Below are 18,154 nucleotides of genomic sequence, written 5' to 3'. Positions count from 1 at the left end.
ATTATTCTATTCAGAGAGAAAAGGGAGATAGGTACATGAGAAAAAATGCGATTGTAATCACTTCATTACTGCTTACGGGGTCACTGTTACTTTCTGCTTGCGCTAACAACAGTAATAACGAATCCTCATCCGCAAACAATGCGGCTGCAGGCTCCAATTCAACCAATGTGGAAGCAACCACTGCACCAGAGATTGTTCCTGCGGGTGCTCTAAGCGAACCTTTTACTGCCACGGATTTATCCAAACTTCCAGCGGTGGCCCAAAAACGTACAGATACCATTATCGTCGGACTTACGGACCCAAGCGGAGCGTTCACTCCTTATTTTCAACAAAGTGGTTATGATGGCAATGTCTCTTCACTGCTATACGCTTCTCTCGTAACTGTTGATGACAAAGGCGTTCCAACGCCGGAACTTGCGGAGAGCTGGGATGTTTCGGATGATCAGCTTACATACACTTTCCACTTGAGAAAAGATTTGAAATTCAGCGACGGTTCACCGTTAACAGCGGATGATGTGGCATTTACATGGACGATCCAATACGACAAATCGTATGATGGTAGCTCCCAGCTTCCATCGCTAAATGTTAAAGGCGGCAAAGCCTATAAGGAAGGTACATCCCCTACAGTTGAGGGCATTAAAGTAATTGATCCACAGACGATCTCAGCAACCCTTGAGCAACCAAACGCAACGGCGCTGGTACAGCTCGGCTCGAATGTACTGTCGAAAGCTTACTATGGCAAGGACTATAAAATTGGAAATCTTGAATACATTAAAAAGCTGCATGAGAAGCCACTTGGCGATGGACCTTACAAGCTGGAGAAATTTATTCCAGGTCAAGAAGTGCGTTTTGTAGCGAATGAGAATTATTTCAAAGGTAAACCAAAGACGGAGCATTTCATCTACAAAACTACGGAAGGCGACGTATGGCAGTTCGTAGAAACTGGTGAAGTGGACTACGCTTCCTTTAGTGCGACAGACGAGAATATCGAGAAGCTGAAAGCACTCGGTTTTGTGAATATTATTCCTTACACTCCAAGTACCTATGGTTACTTGCAAGTTAACCTGAAGCATGAGCAGCTCAAGGATAAGCTTGTACGTCAAGCTATTGTGTACGGTTTGGATCGTCAGAGTATTTATGTGGATGCAGCGCAAGGTGCAGGTTCTATTGCCAACATCCCGGCATCCCCTATCTCTTGGTCTTACACGGAGGAAGGCATTAATCCTTACAAATATGATCCGGAAAAAGCAAAACAATTACTCGATGAAGCTGGCTGGACGGTAGGCGCGGGGGGGATCCGTGAAAAAGATGGCAAACCGCTGTCCATCCATTACCTCGGTTCGAAGAGTAAAAACACAGATATTTTCATCGCTGTAGCTAAAGAGAATTTTGAAGCGCTGGGTATCGAATTCCAGCCTGAGGTTTTCGCAGACTTTAACTCACTGGTATCGAAAGTAGAAGGTGGGGACTACGATCTCGTATCCTTCTCCACAAGCATGTTGACTGATCCGTCTGACGGGTTCATGCAATTCTTCGATGGAGAAATCACGGATTATGACAATCCGAAATTCCTGGAGCTGTACAACAAAGCCTTGGCCACTACTGATATTGAGGCACGCAAAGCGGTATATAAAGAGCTGTATCAGCTTTTCAATGATGAACTGCCTATTATTTTCACAAGTTATAAAAAGACAGTATACGCCTATAACGGACGTATTGAGAATCTATCGGTCAGCCCGTTCATCGGTCTTGCTGGCAGTCTGCCAACTTGGAGCCTGAAATAAATAAACCAGTGTCCCCTGCCCTGACTGGATTCAAAGGCAGGGGACGAATCATAAGGAGTCTGTCATGAGCGCTTATTTATCGAAAAGACTGTTGTACATGGTCATCATCTTATTTGCGGCATCATTATTGATCTTCTGTCTGTATGCTTCAACTCCCGGTGACTTCATAACTGGAAATATTAAATTGACCGCTGAACGCAAAGCTGAGTTGCGTGAAATCTACGGCTTAAACAAGCCTGTGCTTGAACGGTATGGGATCTGGATGAAGAATGCGCTGCATGGTGATTTCGGGTATTCCTTAGCCCAACAAAAGCCTGTGCTGCAGCTTTTTAATGATTATATTTGGAATTCCTTTCTGCTGGCTGCCGTATCTACGTTTCTGACGTGGGTGATTGCGGTCATTATTGGCGTCATCTCTGCCTATAAGCAGTATTCATGGTTCGATACACTCGTGATGATCGCTATATTCGCAGCCATGTCGCTGCCGTCATTTTTTATAGGCTTATTCCTGATCAAAATCCTGGCCGTCGATCTCAAGTGGCTGCCTCCAGGTGGAATAATCACCACGGGTAGTAATGCTACGGGTTTGGCTTACTTTAAGGAGATCGTAATGCATATGACCCTTCCGGTTGTGGTTATGACCCTTCTTGGATTAGGTTCGCTCACCCGTTATTTTCGCAGTAATATGATCGATGTCTTAAAACAGGATTATATCCGTACGGCACGCGCCAAAGGCCTGAAAGAACGCAAGGTGCTCTTTACACACGCCTTACGTAATGCCTTGCTGCCCGCAATTACACTGGTTGGTTTTGAGCTGCCGGCACTATTTGGCGGATCACTTATTATTGAGAAAATATTCAATTGGCCTGGGATTGGCCAACTGTATATGCAGTCCTTCGGACTAAGGGATTATCCTTTACTGATGGGCTTTACGATGTTTATTGCCATACTTACCGTCATAGGAACGTTGCTTTCGGATGTTTTGTACCGGATTGCCGATCCTAGAGTTCGGCTATAGAGAGGAGGAAGCTGACGTGGCAGTTCAAAGTAATGTAGCTGGGATCGCGAAGCCGCAGACCACCAAAGGAAAATCCTCTTTATTCCGGCAATCTATGCGGAGGTTGCTGAAGAACAAGCTGGCGGTATCCGGATTTGTGGTGGTGATCTTTATGTTTGCGCTTTGTTTTATTGGTCCGCTGTTCTCACCCTATACGGATAACAAAATTAATATGGCTATGATGAACAAGGCACCCAATATGAAGCATTGGCTGGGCACTGATGCATTGGGCAGAGATATTCTGACCCGGGTAATGCAGGCGGGGCGCATTTCACTGACCGTGGGACTAGCGTCAATGGTTCTTTCGGTGTTTATCGGTGCCCTTTTGGGGGCTATTGCTGGGTATTACCGCGGTATTGCCGATCAAATCATTATGCGGATTGCGGATCTTTTATTGACGGTCCCGAGTCTGCCACTGCTCTTTATTTTTGGTGCGTTATTATCGGAGTGGAAGATTCCAACGGATTATCGGATGTATATCGTTATGCTGATGCTTAGTATTGTGAGCTGGCCGGGTATGGCACGTATGGTACGGGGTCAAATGCTTAGTCTTCGAGAACGTGAGTTTATGCAGGCGGCGGTAGTATTAGGCCTCCGTGACCGGCGTAAATTATTTAATCATTTGCTGCCGAATATCGTTCCGTTGCTGATCGTTATGGCTACCCTTAACATCGGTGGTGCTATATTGAGTGAATCGGTTCTCAGCTTTTTTGGACTAGGTGTTATGCCGCCAACTCCAACCTGGGGCAATATGATTGATGCTGCGAATAATATGATCGACTTTCAGGATCGGCCGTGGCTGTGGATTCCACCAGGGTTATCGATTTTTGCGACAGTGATCGCGATCAATATCTTTGGAGACGGACTCCGGGACGTGCTTGATCCTAAACAGAAGAGGTAGGTGACCCTCAGATGAGTGATTTAATGAATATAGACGGTCTAAGTACATACTTCTTCACGGAAGAAGGAAAAGTGAAAGCCGTTGATGATGTAAGCTTCCGTGTTCGCGAAGGAGAGACGGTATGTATCGTTGGAGAATCGGGCTGCGGCAAAAGCGTGACCGCGATGTCCATCATGGGGCTTGTTGAGGAACCCGGGGGCAAGGTAGCCCAAGGGAAAATTGATTTTCAGGGTGAAGATTTGTTGAAAATGGACAAAAACACACTGCGGACCATCCGCGGGAATGAGATCGCGATGATCTTTCAGGAGCCCATGTCCTCCCTTAATCCTGTAATCAAGATCGGTGAGCAAATCATGGAGCCGCTGATTGTACATTTGAAGATGAACAAGAAACAGGCGCGCATCCGGGCGATTGAACTGATTAAGCAGGTAGGCATATCACGACCAGAGCAAATTGCTGATAGTTACCCGCATGAATTAAGTGGAGGTATGCTGCAGCGGATTATGATTGCTATTGCCATTGCCTGCAGTCCAAAGCTATTGATTGCTGATGAACCGACTACGGCGCTGGATGTAACGATTCAAGCGCAAATTCTGGATATGCTGCGTGAAATTAAAGATAGCTCGGGCATGTCCATTCTACTAATCACCCATGATCTTGGCGTAGTGGCAGAGATGGCCGATTATGTGATTGTTATGTATTCCGGAAAGATTGTGGAGGAGGGTGAAGTTGTTGAATTGTTCAACAATCCCAAACATCCCTATACAAAAGGGCTGCTCAAATCGAAGCCGGTAATCAATCAGCGACAGGATGAGCTGTATTCCATACCAGGTCAAGTGCCAAATCCGCTTGAGCTGGTGCCCTCTTGTTATTTTCATGACCGCTGTGAGCATTGCATGCCTGTATGTGTCAGCCAGCAGCCCCAGCTTAAAGAGGTGGCCAGCAGACAAAAGGTAGCTTGCTGGTTGTATGAGGAGGCGGTTGTTCATGCCTGAAGCACTGCTTGAGGTCAATCATTTAAAGAAATATTTTCCTGTTACTAAGGGGCTGCTTAACCGAACCGTTGGGCATGTAAAGGCTGTTGACGATATTAGCATCACACTTCAACCTGGGGAAACGTTTGGGCTTGTAGGGGAATCTGGGAGCGGCAAAAGTACAGTCGGACGGACGATTTTACGGCTAACGGATAAAACGGCAGGTGAGATCAAGTTCAAAGGGATAGACATTCACTCCCTGTCGCCCGCTGAATTGCGCAATATTAGACCCCAAATGCAGTTGATCTTCCAAGATCCTTATAGCTCACTTAACCCACGGGTTCGTATAGGTGATGCCATTGGTGAAGCTTTACTGGATCATGGTCTATGCTCAAGGTCCGAGGTGCGAGATCTGGTGCTTGAAGCGCTAGCGGCTTGCGGGTTATCTTCTTATCATATTGATCGCTTTCCGCATGAATTCTCCGGGGGGCAGCGGCAGCGGATCGGGATCGCCCGTGCACTTGTTTTGAATCCTGAGCTGATCATTGCAGACGAACCAGTTTCAGCACTGGATGTTTCCATCCAAGCACAGATTATTAATTTATTCAGTAAGCTCCAGCAGAGTCGAGGGTTAACGTATTTGTTTATCTCCCATGACTTGAGTGTTGTGGAGCATTTGTGTTCAAGAATCGGTGTCATGTACCTGGGCTCTATGATGGAGACGGCTTCAAGAGATGAACTGTTTAAGAATCCGCTCCACCCGTATACCAAAGCGCTGCTGTCGGCTGTTCCGATTCCTATTCCAAAGCTGAAAAGGGAAAGAATTGTACTTAAGGGAGATATTCCGAGTCCGGTAAACCCGCCTTCTGGCTGTAAATTCCATACCCGTTGTCCCTTTGCGCAAGAGGTTTGCAGATCTGAAATCCCGGTATTTCGTGATGTTGGCAGTAACCATTTTGTAGCTTGTCATTTAGTTTAATAGTTGTCACAAATATAGCAATGATTTACTCCTAAGACATGAATAATTAATGTTGAATTGTATAATAATACAATTTGACCTTATTTTTGCCTGGGCTCAAAAGTCGTGAGAGGTTTCAAAGCCAGGTCAATGGGGTAATTAGAGAGTGGTTAGGTTAGGCGTACATATCTAATCGGTCTAGTATAAAATCCCTACTTAGGAGGAATCATCGTGAATACAACAGTACGTTTGACAGAAAGATCCGGCTCGACTTCTTCACAGCGCAGAAAAGGCTTTGTACCGGTAGTCGTGTACGGTGCAGGTTCAGATAGCCAGTCCTTTACAGCGGATGCTAAGACAATTTCAGGTATTTTAGCCAGCAACCCACGGGCTGTTCTTACTTTGGAATTGCCAGACTCGGGCAAAAAGAACGTGGTTATTCAAGAAATCCAACGTCAGCCAATTTCCAAACAACTGCTGCACATTGATTTTCAGCAGATTGATATGAAGGCCAAATTGGATACAAAAGTAGCGTTCCACTTTACAGGTGAACCAGTAGGTGTGAAGAGCGGCGGCGTGCAACAAATTGAATTGCATGAGCTGGATATTCGCACACTTCCAGATAAAATAGCTGCATCCTTTGAAGTGGATATCAGTGGACTAGATATTGGTGATCAATTGCTGGTATCTGATTTGCCGAAGCATGAAGGCTGGGAAGTATTGACGCCTGAGGACACATTGATTGTCCGTATTTCACCTCCAGCAGCGCAAGAGCCAACAGAAGAAGATACTGCTGAACCCGCTGTAGCTGAAACTGCTGGCGAAGATAAAGCAGAATAGTATAGAGATAAATAGTAAAGAGCAGATAGAATCCTTATAAAGGAGCTGTCTGCTCTTTTTGTTTTGTCTTCATAAATATGAATTCATAAAAATGATGCTGGTCTTTCGTATGATTTCTCAAATGGCAATTTTGGTTGTTTCGCCTCATTTAGTTAAAAATTTACATAAAATCGTTGACGAACGGGTTTCTAAGCCTGAAAATGAGGACAATTACCATGGTAAAATATTCAAAAGTCCCTGTTGTTGCTGTTTGAAAACGCTTTAGTTTTTATGCTTCAAAGAACTCTTATTGCCTAGTTCATCATGATTAAGAGGAGGAAAGTTATGAAGATGAGGAAGCTGTTTTCGATCTTAATTACAAGTTTGCTGGTGCTTGGGGTAGCTCTACCCTTTGGTGGAAAAGCGAATGCAGATGCTGCAAGTGACGCTTCAAATCGTGCTTTAATCTGGCTGAAGGCCCAGCAGGATGCAACAGCGGGGTATGCTTTTGAGGGACTGGTAGATAGCTTTGAAGATTTCTGGGGACCAAACAACCCCAAACAGATTGTATACACATATGATCAAGCGGTTGCAGCTATCGCCTTTATTGTAAAGGGTGAACGGACGCGGGCAGAGCAGGTTTTGAACAAAATGCGGGACATTCAAGATCCATCAGGCTTCTGGCTGAATTCTTATTGGTATAACAACGGCTTCGGAGAAGAAATCCGTAAACATGTGGGACCCGTTGTATGGATGGCAATGGCTGCTATGGCTTATGAGAAGCAATATAATGATTCACGGTATCGTCCAATGGCGCTCAAGGCACTAGATTGGAGTTTACAGTATAAAAAGGCTAATGGCAGTATCGCAGGGGGATGGAGTGGTTGGAGTAATTCCGATGAGCCTTGGAGCTCAACCGAGCACAATATCGATATTTACCGGGTATTGCAGTATTATGCTTCGGTGGATTCCTCAAAGGCAGCCACTTATAACAGTGCGGCTTCTGGAGTCAAAACCTTCCTGGATAATTATGTGTGGGATGACACAGTCAAACGTTTCAAGGGGGGCTGGAAAAACGATACAAATCTGATCGACCCCAAAATACCTTTAGACGTGAATCCTTGGGGAGTATTAGCTTTAGGCGTATCCGGAACACATAACTACGGCGCAAGCTTAACCTATGTGGAAAATGCCTCCGGCACCCCGGGAACACTTGCGAATCCGCGTTACAAGCAGACGCTTACTTACAATGATGCTGGGAATACGCTCACCGGATATGATTTTGACTGGACAGATGAAGTATTGCCAGCGTATGACGATAACGGAAATCAAATTGGCAATACGGGTGCTGACGTATGGTTTGAAGGAAGCGCATTCATGTCGCTCGCTTATTATCTGCAAGGCAATGCCTCGAAGGCAGACGCTATTAATACAGAGATTATTAAAAAACAAGGCACAAGCGGTGCTTCGCTTGGGGGTATTCCCTACTCGCTGAAAGGGTCCAGCAATAGTTATTGGGTGATGGCGCAGCAAAACTGTGTTTCCAGCACAGGTTGGTTAATAATGTCCCTGCACCGGTTTAATCCATTCACAGGTCAATATTTGACGGGTGGTGGTAATACTGGGGATACAACCGCGCCAACCGCTCCCGCTAATCTAGCGGTAACCAGTAAGACGGATACAGGAGTTAGCTTAAGCTGGTCCGCTTCTACCGATAATGTTGGCGTTACAGGTTATATTGTTTATCGCGGAACACAGCAGGTGTCCACTGTGGGGGGAACTACAGCTACTGTTAGTGGACTTACTCCAAGCACAGCCTATACGTTTACAGTAAAAGCTACAGATGCAGCAGGTAATTTATCCTCCGCTAGTAATACCGCAACAGTTACTACTAATCCCACTGGAGGCAGCGGAGGCGGTGATCATGTGACGGCTGACTTTACAGCAGGGGTAACGAGACTTTCTGCTACAGAGGCGAGTATCTATATCACACCTGTAACCAGTGCCCTTTATGTAGATGTGCATTACAAGATTAACGGGGGTTCCCAGCTTAATTACAGGATGACTAATAATTCAGGAACATGGAAGCAGACGGTGAGTGGATTAAGCGCTGGCAGCAGTATTGAGTACTGGTTCACTTATGAGAAATCCGGTCCGCAATATGATTCAGCACATTATACTTTTGTTCAGTAAGATTAGCAGATCGTAAAAATCATTCTAAGAGAAGGCTGTTCCATGCTGCCATTTATAGCGGCGGGGGCAGTCTTTTTTTGGGTGGAAAAATAGTGAATGACCGTTAAATCCTTCTCAAGACGGAGGTCTGCTCTTAAGGTATGCTTTAAAATCTTTGGGGGAGACGTTAGGACACGATGGTTGCTAGCGTAGGTAGGTATGAGGTGAGTTTAATTTATTGGTTTTACAACGTAACAGTGTTATGTTACGATGGCTTCAAGGAGTGATAAGCATGGAAGAGGATTTGATCTCAAAGAAGCAGCTATTGGATTTAACCGGTATATCTTATGGGCAATTGTACCGCTGGAAGCGGAAGCAGTTGATTCCAGAGGAATGGTTTATCCGTAAATCTACGTTTACTGGACAGGAGACTTTTTTTTCAAAAGACATGATTTTGTCCCGTATCGATAATATTGTGAATATGAAAGATGGACTTTCTTTGGATGAAATGGCTGATAAGCTATCAGATAAGGCTTCTTTTGACAGAGTAAGTGTATCTGCTGCGGAAATTATAGAACGTAACATTGTTTCGTCGATGACGCTGGCGAAATTTGGAGAGAGGCTCGGTGTCAAGAATGGATATAGCTTCGATCAACTCACTTATTTATTGGCTGTAGATCGCCTGCTTAGTGCAGGGGAGATGAGTATGGAGGAAGCAGAGCTGCTGTTTCGAACCTTAATGGATAAAGCCTCCAATCTTGAGAGTGGCAGCTGGGAGTTATTTTTTATCCGCAAAATGGGGGTGTCATCCTTTATTCTGGCTCAGGCACCAGCGGAGTTATGGTTCGATGAAGGGGTAAAGCTGGTCAGTAAAATACTAAGTGCAGATGTAATAGAACAATTGAAAGGTAAGCTTGCTTTTAAGCTTGTTGAATAGGGGGTTAGTGTAATGGACAAACGAGAGCTGCCGGATCTGATTATAAACGGAGTCAGCGGGGGGGCAGGAGGTACTTATAACAGCGTGCGAATCGATGGTGTAGGCAAAGTAACGGGACCCATCGTGACACGAATTTTTAAAGGAAACGGGCATATGAATTTGAAGAATGATCTCTCGGCGGAAGAAGCGGAATGCAATGGAACGATGAAAGTGCTGGGCCATTTGCGTTTTAACTCCCTAAAAGTGGACGGAATGATTACTGTCGGAGAGAGCATTCGGGGAGAAAGCTGCACTCTTCATGGAATGCTGAATATCAAGGGTGATTGTGAGCTTGAGGATTTTACGGGGGAAGGAAGCTTTAGTGTCGGAGGTTTACTTAGTGCAGGACATGTAGACTTCAAACTGCAAGGGCAGGGAAAGGCACATGAAATTGGTGTGGAGAGTCTAGTGATCCGGCAAACGAATAGTGGAGTCTGGAGCAAAATGTTAAGTGGAATCATCCCTAAATTAAGATCGGAGCTGCGGGCTCGGACTATTGAAGGAGATTTTATTGATTTGGAATATACAACGGCTGATGTTATCAGGGGCAATATTGTGATTGTAGGTCCAGGCTGTACTGTCGAACGGATAGAGTATCGTGATCAGATCACAGTACATCCTGAAGCAAAGGTTGGAAAGGTGGAGAAGATCGGTGACTGAAGAAACAATTCGGAGTAATTTGAAAATAATGGGCACAACGACCTCAGCGGGAGGCTTTTTTCGGGATATTAAGGTTACTGGGGAAGGTCATTTTGCAGGGGATGTAGATTGTGAGAAGCTGAGCCTGACTGGAAATGCCAGGGTAGATGGAAACCTGCTAATGACCAAAATGAAAATAACCGGTGAGATGACACTTATGGGTAATCTTGAAGGCGATGCCTTGCGGGGTCAGGGGGAAATTAAAGCAGCCTCCGTAAAAATCGACGATATTCATCTTAACGGTAATTTGGAGGTTAATGGTGATTGTGAAGGTGAGCATCTGCGTATTTCGGGCGCTCTCAATGTGGCAGGACTGCTAAGTGCGGAGCAACTGGAGATCAATTTATATGGTCTAAGTAGAGCGAAAGAGGTTGGAGGCAGTGCTTTAACGATCAAAAAAAGCAAGACCGGAAAATTCCTGCATTTGATGAAGCAGAATCCTAAAGTGCTTTTTGAGGCTGGGCTCATTGAAGGCGATACGATAGAGCTGAATAATACAAAAGCAAATATTGTCAGAGGAGATCGGGTAATCATCGGTGTGGACTGTGAGATTGATACTGTGGAATACCGTAGTGCTTTGGAGATTCACAAGAATGCAATAGTGAGGCATCAAGTGAAGCTGTAACACATAGTTATAGATCTTTTGACAATGGGGAGTGGAATAAATGAGTGCTGCCAAAGCGCCCAATCTGGGCATTGTAATCGCAGGTCTGCTGTTAGGAATACTGATGGCCTCCATGGACAGCACCATCGTTGCTACAGCAATGGGCAATATTGTTGGGGAACTAGGCGGTATGGACAAATTTGTCTGGGTAACATCAGCTTATCTCGTAGCTGAGATGGCGGGGATGCCTATCTTTGGCAAGCTGTCTGATATGTATGGGCGTAAAAAGTTTTTTGTTTTTGGGATTATTGTATTTATGGCGGGTTCAGCGCTTTGCGGGACGGCAGATACGATTACTCAGCTGGCTGCTTATCGGGCGATTCAGGGAATTGGAGGCGGCGCGCTAGTGCCGATTGCTTTTGCCATAATGTTCGACGCCGTACCGCTGGAGACACGGGGCAAGCTGGGCGGTGCATTTGGTGCGGTATTTGGATTATCAAGTATTTTTGGTCCATTGTTAGGCGCGTATATCACCGATCATATTGCTTGGCAGTGGATATTTTATATTAACTTACCGCTTGGACTGTTGGCTTTTGTGATGGTCGTTTTCTTTTATAAAGAGTCACATGAGCATTCCAAACAACCTATTGATTGGCTGGGTGCGGGCACACTGCTGGGCTCTGTCATCTGCTTAATGTTTGCGTTGGAGCTGGGTGGAAAAGAATACGCTTGGGGCTCATCGATGATCCTCGGCTTATTTGCAGCTTTTGCTATATTGGCGGCAGTGTTCCTTTTTGTAGAGACGAGAGCGAAAGAGCCGATCATTTCCTTTGCGTTATTCAAAAAAAGACTGTACGCCGTCAGCATTCTGTGCGCGCTATTTAGTGGTGCTGCATTTATCGTGGCTTCCGTATATATCCCGATCTTTATCCAAGGTGTATTAGGGGGTTCGGCTACCAATTCAGGACTTGTCCTGCTGCCGATGATGGTCGGCTCAGTAATTACCGCCACAACGGGAGGATTCCTGATGGCAAAAACCAGTTACCGCAATCTGCTGATTCCTACGTTTGTACTTTTGGTGATCGGCACAGGGCTGGTAGCAACGCTTACTCCGGAAGCTTCACGTCTCTTGGTTACCTTGTATATGATTTTAATCGGATTAGGCATTGGCGCTTCCTTCTCTGTGTTAAGCACAGCAGCTATTCATGGTCTGACTGCGCAGCAACGCGGCTCTGCCAGCGCAACACTGAATTTCATTCGTTCGCTTGGCATGACCATCGGAATAACCACATTTGGCATTATTCAAAGCCATTATTTCTCGGGCAGTCTAACTAAGTTGCTCACAGCAAATGGAGGAGGAGCTGCTTCTGCGGGGGCTGCTGGGGTTATGGATTTTAAAGATCCGCATTCCCTGCTGTCGCCTGAGACTAGAGCACTCATTCCACCGGAAATTTTGAGTAAAATTACAGAGGGACTTTCCTCTTCCATTGCGAACACCTTCGCTTGGGCGGTTATTCCTGCTGCGTTAGCTTTGCTGGCCTCCTTTTTTATGGGGCGCCAGAAAATGGATGCCTCCGCGGAGGGGAAAGATCAGGCGCCCGGGCATTAGGCAATGGCGGAAGGCGCGGGCATTCGAATGACGAGCGGAATGTAGTGCGCATTATGCGGAATGCATTGAATTGGTTGTAAACAAACTAGGGTTGTAAAGTGATGGAGCAGCTTCTCATTTGAGAGGCTGCTTTTTTATATGTGGTTGGGAGTACAAATGAGCATGAACCCTCGAAGTAAAGGAGCTGAGTTCGAAGGTTGAGTAAATGCGATGAATTCTGGAAATAAGAGCATCTGAGTCCGATAGCATGAGCAAATGTGATGGATCCAAGAATGAGTCAGATAGCAGGTGGGAATGCGATGAATTCAAGAATGAGTCAGACTGCATGAGGGAGTGCGCTGAATTCTCGATAGAAGTGCGCCTGAGAATGATGCGTGGAGTGTTGCGGACCGTATAGTCGCTATTGCTGATTTTTTAGCTACTTTGCCGTAGTTTCGGACTGTATAGCTCTTATCGGCATGCATATGCTCGTATTTGGGCTATATTTGTGTGGATAGCTGCACCTGAGTCCGATAGCACGAGAAAATGTGTTGAAACCCGGAAATAAGTGCATCTGGGTCCGATAGGATGAGCAAATGTGATGGATCCAAGAATGAGTCCGACAGCATGAGGGAATACGATGAATTCTCCATAGAAGTATGCCTGATTTAGCTGCATGAAGTGTGTTGCGGACCGTATAGTCGCTATATCTGATTTTTGAGCTACTTTGCCGTAGTTTCGGACTGTATAGCTCTTATCGGCATGCATATGCTCGTATTTGGACTATATTTGAGTGAATAGCTGCACCTGAGTCCGACAGCACGAGAAAATGTGTTGAAATCCGGAAATAAGTGCACCTGGGTCCGATAGTACGAACAAAGGTGATGGATCCAAGAATGAGTCCGACAGCGTGAGGGAAAGCGATGAATTTCCGAGAGAAGTGCACCTGAGTCCGACAGCATGAGCAAATGTGATGGATTCTAGATAGAAGTGCGCCCAAGAATGATGGATGGAGTGTAGCGGACCGTATAGTCGCTATATCTGATTTTTTAGCTACTTTGCCGTAGTTTCGGACTGTATAGCTCTTATCGGCATGAATTTGCTCATATTTGGACTATATTTGTGTGAATAGGTGCATCTGAGTCCGATAGTACGAGGAAATGCGCTGAATTCCGGAAATAAGTGCATCTGGGTCCGATGCCAAAACTATGAAGTGTGAAAGACCATAACAAATGAAGAGGACAAAGCGCACCATAGTTGATGTAGCGGACGAAGAGGACAAAGCGCACCATAGTTGATGTAACAGACGAAGAGGACAAAGCGCACCATAGTTGATATAACGGACGAAGAGGACAAAGCGCACTATAGTTGATGTAGCAGACGAAGAGGACAAAGCGCACCACAGTTGATGTGGCAGACGAAGAGGACAAAGCGCACCATAGTTGATGTAGCAGACATAGCGACCCTTAACAAAGCATATCCATCAGCGGCAGGATGACGGGAATTCCCTGTCATCCTGCCGCTTTTTATAAGCCAAAAGGCATGTAGGCTCTCCATCACTAGACCTACAGCGATTAGGTAGAAAATGGTCGAAATAGATGCGAATTTGGTTCACAAGCATCAGACGGTTCTCCAGTGAGGCCGTTCTGTGATCTATCTCGTCATACGTAAAGGTTCTGATACTATGAAAACGTAATCAAAATCTGGGTATAGGAGATTCCGACATGGGGGTACCTTCTGGTGAATTACTTCCCAGCGTCGATCCGGTTCATCGATCCCGCTGGAAGATGAAGAACAAACATAAATTGTTCTTCATGGCTTTTCCGTTTCTTGTTGTCACCTTTATTTTCTATTATCTGCCGATCAGCGGATGGATTTATGCATTTTATGATTTCATTCCCGGAATACCGTTGTCTGACACGCCATATGTCGGGTTGAAATGGTTCAAGACGATTGTATCCAATCCAACACAGACCGCAGAGGTTGTGCGCGTGCTGAAGAACACTCTTGCCATGAGTTCACTTGGACTAATCACCTCGATATTTCCAGTGATCTTTGCGATTTTCCTGACCGAAATTAAGTCAGGCTGGTATCGCAAGATGGTGCAGACGCTAACCACGATTCCGAACTTTATCAGCTGGATTCTGGTATATGCATTGGCCTTCTCGTTGTTTTCCGTTGATAACGGGGTCATCACACACATTTTAGTGCAGCTTGGAATCGTTGATGAGGGTTATAACTTTTTAGCCTCCAGCTCGAATATTTGGGTCACGATGATCATTTGGTATTGGTGGAAATCGTTAGGCTGGGGTGCCATTCTCTATCTTGCTGCAATCGCAGGCATTGATCAGGAGTTGTATGAAGCCGTAGAGGTGGATGGTGCAAGCCGGTTCCGTAAAATCTGGCATATTACCATTCCGGGTCTTATCCCAACCTTCTTTGTCCTACTGCTGCTCTCCATAGGTAACCTGGTCAATAACGGGATGGAGCAGTACTTTGCCTTTCAAAATGCGATGAATAAAGATTCCATAGAAGTGCTGGATCTTTATGTATACAATATTGCGTTCGCTAACAACTTTCCGTTTGCCACAGCTGTCAGTATGCTGAAGTCGGTCGTTAGTGTAATTCTACTGTTCGCGGCAAACACATTATCCAAGATGGTGCGTGACGAATCTATCATTTAAGGCAGGGGTGATCCCATTTGAGAAAGAAAAAACTAACTTCTGGAGAATTAATCTTTCAAATTATTATCTACACACTCTTTGGATTGTTCACCCTGTCATGCATTTATCCATTCTACTATTTGTTCATTAATACGATCAGTTCGAATGATCTTAGCGCAGCAGGGTATATCAAATTTTATCCAAGGCAGATCCATTTTGATAACTATAGTAAGGTTCTAAGAATCAGTGGTTTAGGCCATGCGGCGACAGTCTCTATTTATAGAACAGTTGTTGGTACTTTGCTCACCGTTGGATCTTCGGCATTTCTTGGGTACTTGTTCACCAAAAAGGAAATGTGGGGCCGGAGTATTTGGTACCGCAGTGTTGTAGTTACGATGTATTTCAGCGCAGGGTTGATCCCATGGTATATCACCATGCATAACTTGCATCTGACTAATAATTACCTGGCTTATATTTTGCCAACCATTATTACTCCTTTTAATATCATTTTGGTCAAAACCTTCGTCGAGGCAATTCCGCCCTCACTTGAGGAGTCGGCGTCAATGGATGGAGCAGGTTACTTCCGGGTGTTCTGGAGTATCATTGTTCCTCTTACAACACCTATCTTGGCTACGATTACGATTTTCTCAGCGGTGAATCAGTGGAATGCCTTTATTGATACGGCGTTTCTGATGACAGATACGAAATACTTTACGCTCCAGTTCTTATTATGGCGTTATTTGAACGAATCCAGTTCGCTCGCAGCCTTAATTCGTAATTCGCCAGATATGGCCGCTAGTGCAGCGAATATGCAGACTCCAACCTCTGTGCGGATGACTGTAACGATGATCGTTGTATTGCCGATTTTGATCGTGTATCCGTTCTTCCAACGCTTTTTCGTCAAAGGAATTATGATCGGTGCGGTTAAAGGCTGATGGGTGGCCGCTCTGGACTAGAACTGGGTTTTCCTCTGTTATAAGCAGAGTTGAACTATAAGTGAAGAGATGAAAGGGAGGGTATAAAGCAATGAGATTAAGAAGAGCATCGCTTGTCATGCTATCCGTAATTCTGGTCTTCGTTCTTGCAGCATGTGGCGGGGGGAATAATGCGGCTAACTCGGGCAAAAACACGAGCACAGAGAAACCTACGTCGGCTGCCACGAATGCCCCGGCGGAAGAGACAGCAGCACCGGATGACGGAGCGCTTGATCATTCCAAGCCGCTGAAGCTGACTGTATTCTCAACAACCGCTAACTATGCCGGTCCACAGACCGGATGGTTTGCAAAAATCATCAAGGATAAGTTCAACATCGAAATGGACATTGTAGCTTCAAACCTGACTGGTGGAGATACCAAAATCTCTGCAATGATGGCTTCCGGAGATCTTGGAGATATCATCATTTTCGGTGACGACAAGAACCACTATCCAAACGCCATCAAAGGAAAGCTGCTCTTGGACTGGACACAGGACGGTCTTTTGGACAAATACGGAAAAGACATTTCCAGCACTTTTCCAAAAGCTATTGAGAAAGCAAAGGTAGCTTTTGGCGGTGGATCATCAGTCTTTGGTATGGGGAACAGCGTAGCTTCTAACCCTTCCGGACCCTCCGAAGGAAAAGATATGACTTGGGGTCCAGACCTGCGCTTTGATCTTTACCAACAAATTGGAGCGCCAGAAATTACAAAGATTGAAGATTATCTGCCTGTGCTGAAAAAAATGCAAGAGCTCGAGCCTAAGAATGAACAAGGCAAAAAAACCTATGCTTTCTCGATGTGGTCTGATTGGGATGGCAACTATAAAATGACATTGGCTAAACAGTTCGCTAACATGATGGGCTATGACGAAATTCCTGATACTGCTGTGTATGTTAAGGCAGATGAAGAAAAGTATTATGACTTCTTATCCGAAGATAGCTGGTACATGAAATCACTCAAACTGTATTTTGAAGCTAACCAAATGGGTCTGGTTGATCCGGACTCTATGACGCAAAAATTTGACGATGTTGTAGCGAAATACAAAGATGGTCGTCTATTGTTCTCTTGGTTCCCATGGCTTGGAGCTGCTAACTACAATACACCAGAAAGAACAGCCGAAGGTAAAGGTTTTGCGCTGGTTCCGTTCAAAGATGAATTGATGTATTCCACAGGCTTCAATGTTTACGGTGGTAACGGTATTATTGCAATCGGCGCAAAAGCTAAGGAACCTGCTAGAATTATGGAATTCATTAACTGGATGTACACACCGGAAGGTGCAATGATTTCTGCAGGAAGTGGTACAGCAGTACCTAACGGACCTCAAGGTCTGACTTGGGATATTGATGCAAACGGCAAACCTGCAGTGACTGATTTTGGTTGGAAAGCTTATACTGATCAACAGAATACTCAAGTTCCTGCTGAATACGGCGGGGGTGACTACTACTATGGCTCCAATCAAATGAACTTCTCGTTTGTGGTTCCGGCGATGGTGAATCCAGAGAATAGTGAGCCATTCGATCATAATTTGTGGACAACAACCCTAGAACGTAACCCTTCCAAGCTTGATAGTGACTGGAGAGCGAAAATGGGCGTTCTGACTCCTAAGGAGTATTTTGAGAAAAACAATCTATTGGCTGTAGCACCACAAGGCTTCACTGGCAAAGAACCATTAACCATGGATAAAACAGTGGAACAAAAGAATAAACAAATCGGTACGGTTATTCAACAGATTTCCTGGAAAATGGTCTTTGCTAAAGATCAAGCGGAATACGATAAATTGAATAAAGAAATGCATGATAAGGTAAATGGTCTTGGGTATTCCGAAGTTATGGATTTCTCGATTAAAAAGGCTGAGGAATTGTTCGAGGCTCGTAAAAGCGTTAAATAAACACGGCTAGTAACTATAAAATAAGGCGGGGCGGCGTGGAGGCTGTTCTGCCTTATTCTATTCAATTAAGGATAAATGTGGTATTCTCACATTAATA

At 45.1% G+C, this 18,154-nt stretch carries 14 protein-coding genes; all 14 read left to right on the top strand.

What is annotated here, in order from left to right; genetic code table 11:
- The first annotated feature begins 35 nt into the window (after positions 1–35).
- The 14 genes from NST94_RS19735 to NST94_RS19670 all read left to right on the top strand — a co-directional run bounded on the left by NST94_RS19735 (position 36) and on the right by NST94_RS19670 (position 18,057).
- The gene (locus tag NST94_RS19735; RefSeq protein ID WP_036685737.1) at positions 36–1,784 is read left to right on the top strand and encodes an ABC transporter substrate-binding protein; all 1,749 of its coding nucleotides are present in this window, start codon (positions 36–38) and stop codon (positions 1,782–1,784) included.
- Positions 1,785–1,848: 64 nt separating this feature from the next.
- A complete protein-coding gene (locus NST94_RS19730) occupies positions 1,849–2,802 on the top strand; it encodes an ABC transporter permease (RefSeq protein ID WP_036685739.1) in 954 nt (317 codons plus the stop codon).
- 16 nt (positions 2,803–2,818) lie between these two features.
- On the top strand, positions 2,819–3,742 hold the full coding sequence (opp4C, locus tag NST94_RS19725) for an oligopeptide ABC transporter permease (RefSeq protein WP_036685740.1): 924 nt from the start codon (positions 2,819–2,821) through the stop codon (positions 3,740–3,742).
- 11 nt (positions 3,743–3,753) lie between these two features.
- Positions 3,754–4,737 carry an ABC transporter ATP-binding protein gene (locus tag NST94_RS19720; RefSeq protein ID WP_076130798.1) on the top strand — a complete coding sequence of 328 codons (984 nt, stop codon included), beginning with the start codon at positions 3,754–3,756 and terminating at the stop codon, positions 4,735–4,737.
- Complete coding sequence (locus NST94_RS19715; RefSeq protein ID WP_036685744.1) at positions 4,730–5,695, top strand: oligopeptide/dipeptide ABC transporter ATP-binding protein; 966 nt, start codon at positions 4,730–4,732, stop codon at positions 5,693–5,695. The genes NST94_RS19720 and NST94_RS19715 overlap by 8 nt, the downstream gene beginning before the upstream one ends.
- 210 nt (positions 5,696–5,905) lie before the next feature.
- Complete coding sequence (locus NST94_RS19710; protein ID WP_076130800.1) at positions 5,906–6,514, top strand: 50S ribosomal protein L25; 609 nt, start codon at positions 5,906–5,908, stop codon at positions 6,512–6,514.
- Positions 6,515–6,838: 324 nt separating this feature from the next.
- Positions 6,839–8,686 (top strand): fibronectin type III domain-containing protein, encoded by a 1,848-nt coding sequence (locus NST94_RS19705; protein WP_339281193.1) that lies wholly within the window; start codon positions 6,839–6,841, stop codon positions 8,684–8,686.
- 271 nt (positions 8,687–8,957) lie between these two features.
- Positions 8,958–9,602, top strand: a complete 645-nt coding sequence (locus NST94_RS19700; RefSeq protein WP_339281192.1) for a YhbD family protein — start codon at positions 8,958–8,960, stop codon at positions 9,600–9,602.
- A gap of 12 nt (positions 9,603–9,614) precedes the next feature.
- Positions 9,615–10,301 (top strand): hypothetical protein, encoded by a 687-nt coding sequence (locus NST94_RS19695; RefSeq protein ID WP_076305540.1) that lies wholly within the window; start codon positions 9,615–9,617, stop codon positions 10,299–10,301.
- Positions 10,294–10,965 (top strand): hypothetical protein, encoded by a 672-nt coding sequence (locus NST94_RS19690; protein ID WP_076187581.1) that lies wholly within the window; start codon positions 10,294–10,296, stop codon positions 10,963–10,965. Before NST94_RS19695 ends, NST94_RS19690 begins: the two co-directional genes overlap by 8 nt.
- 40 nt (positions 10,966–11,005) lie before the next feature.
- Positions 11,006–12,553: an MDR family MFS transporter gene (locus NST94_RS19685; protein WP_076301775.1), complete on the top strand. Its 1,548-nt coding sequence runs from the start codon at positions 11,006–11,008 to the stop codon at positions 12,551–12,553.
- 1,703 nt (positions 12,554–14,256) lie between these two features.
- The gene (locus NST94_RS19680) at positions 14,257–15,216 is read left to right on the top strand and encodes an ABC transporter permease subunit (protein ID WP_076130774.1); all 960 of its coding nucleotides are present in this window, start codon (positions 14,257–14,259) and stop codon (positions 15,214–15,216) included.
- Positions 15,217–15,233: 17 nt separating this feature from the next.
- The gene (locus tag NST94_RS19675; protein WP_036685756.1) at positions 15,234–16,130 is read left to right on the top strand and encodes a carbohydrate ABC transporter permease; all 897 of its coding nucleotides are present in this window, start codon (positions 15,234–15,236) and stop codon (positions 16,128–16,130) included.
- Between the two features lie 91 nt (positions 16,131–16,221).
- A complete protein-coding gene (locus tag NST94_RS19670) occupies positions 16,222–18,057 on the top strand; it encodes an ABC transporter substrate-binding protein (protein ID WP_076190503.1) in 1,836 nt (611 codons plus the stop codon).
- Positions 18,058–18,154: the final 97 nt, after the last annotated feature.

The organism is Paenibacillus sp. FSL H8-0282, assembly GCF_037963825.1.
Classification (GTDB): domain Bacteria; phylum Bacillota; class Bacilli; order Paenibacillales; family Paenibacillaceae; genus Paenibacillus_AQ; species Paenibacillus_AQ odorifer.
This window is presented reverse-complemented; position numbering and strand designations above follow the sequence as displayed.

Excerpts from the sequence above, each read along its gene's own strand:
- NST94_RS19735 (WP_036685737.1), top strand. The coding sequence starts at position 36 with ATGAGAAAAAATGCGATTGTAATCACTTCATTACTGCTTACGGGGTCA.
- NST94_RS19730 (WP_036685739.1), top strand. The coding sequence starts at position 1,849 with ATGAGCGCTTATTTATCGAAAAGACTGTTGTACATGGTCATCATCTTA.
- NST94_RS19720 (WP_076130798.1), top strand. The coding sequence starts at position 3,754 with ATGAGTGATTTAATGAATATAGACGGTCTAAGTACATACTTCTTCACG.
- NST94_RS19715 (WP_036685744.1), top strand. The coding sequence starts at position 4,730 with ATGCCTGAAGCACTGCTTGAGGTCAATCATTTAAAGAAATATTTTCCT.
- NST94_RS19705 (WP_339281193.1), top strand. The coding sequence starts at position 6,839 with ATGAAGATGAGGAAGCTGTTTTCGATCTTAATTACAAGTTTGCTGGTG.
- NST94_RS19700 (WP_339281192.1), top strand. The coding sequence starts at position 8,958 with ATGGAAGAGGATTTGATCTCAAAGAAGCAGCTATTGGATTTAACCGGT.
- NST94_RS19695 (WP_076305540.1), top strand. The coding sequence starts at position 9,615 with ATGGACAAACGAGAGCTGCCGGATCTGATTATAAACGGAGTCAGCGGG.
- NST94_RS19685 (WP_076301775.1), top strand. The coding sequence starts at position 11,006 with ATGAGTGCTGCCAAAGCGCCCAATCTGGGCATTGTAATCGCAGGTCTG.
- NST94_RS19680 (WP_076130774.1), top strand. The coding sequence starts at position 14,257 with ATGGGGGTACCTTCTGGTGAATTACTTCCCAGCGTCGATCCGGTTCAT.
- NST94_RS19670 (WP_076190503.1), top strand. The coding sequence starts at position 16,222 with ATGAGATTAAGAAGAGCATCGCTTGTCATGCTATCCGTAATTCTGGTC.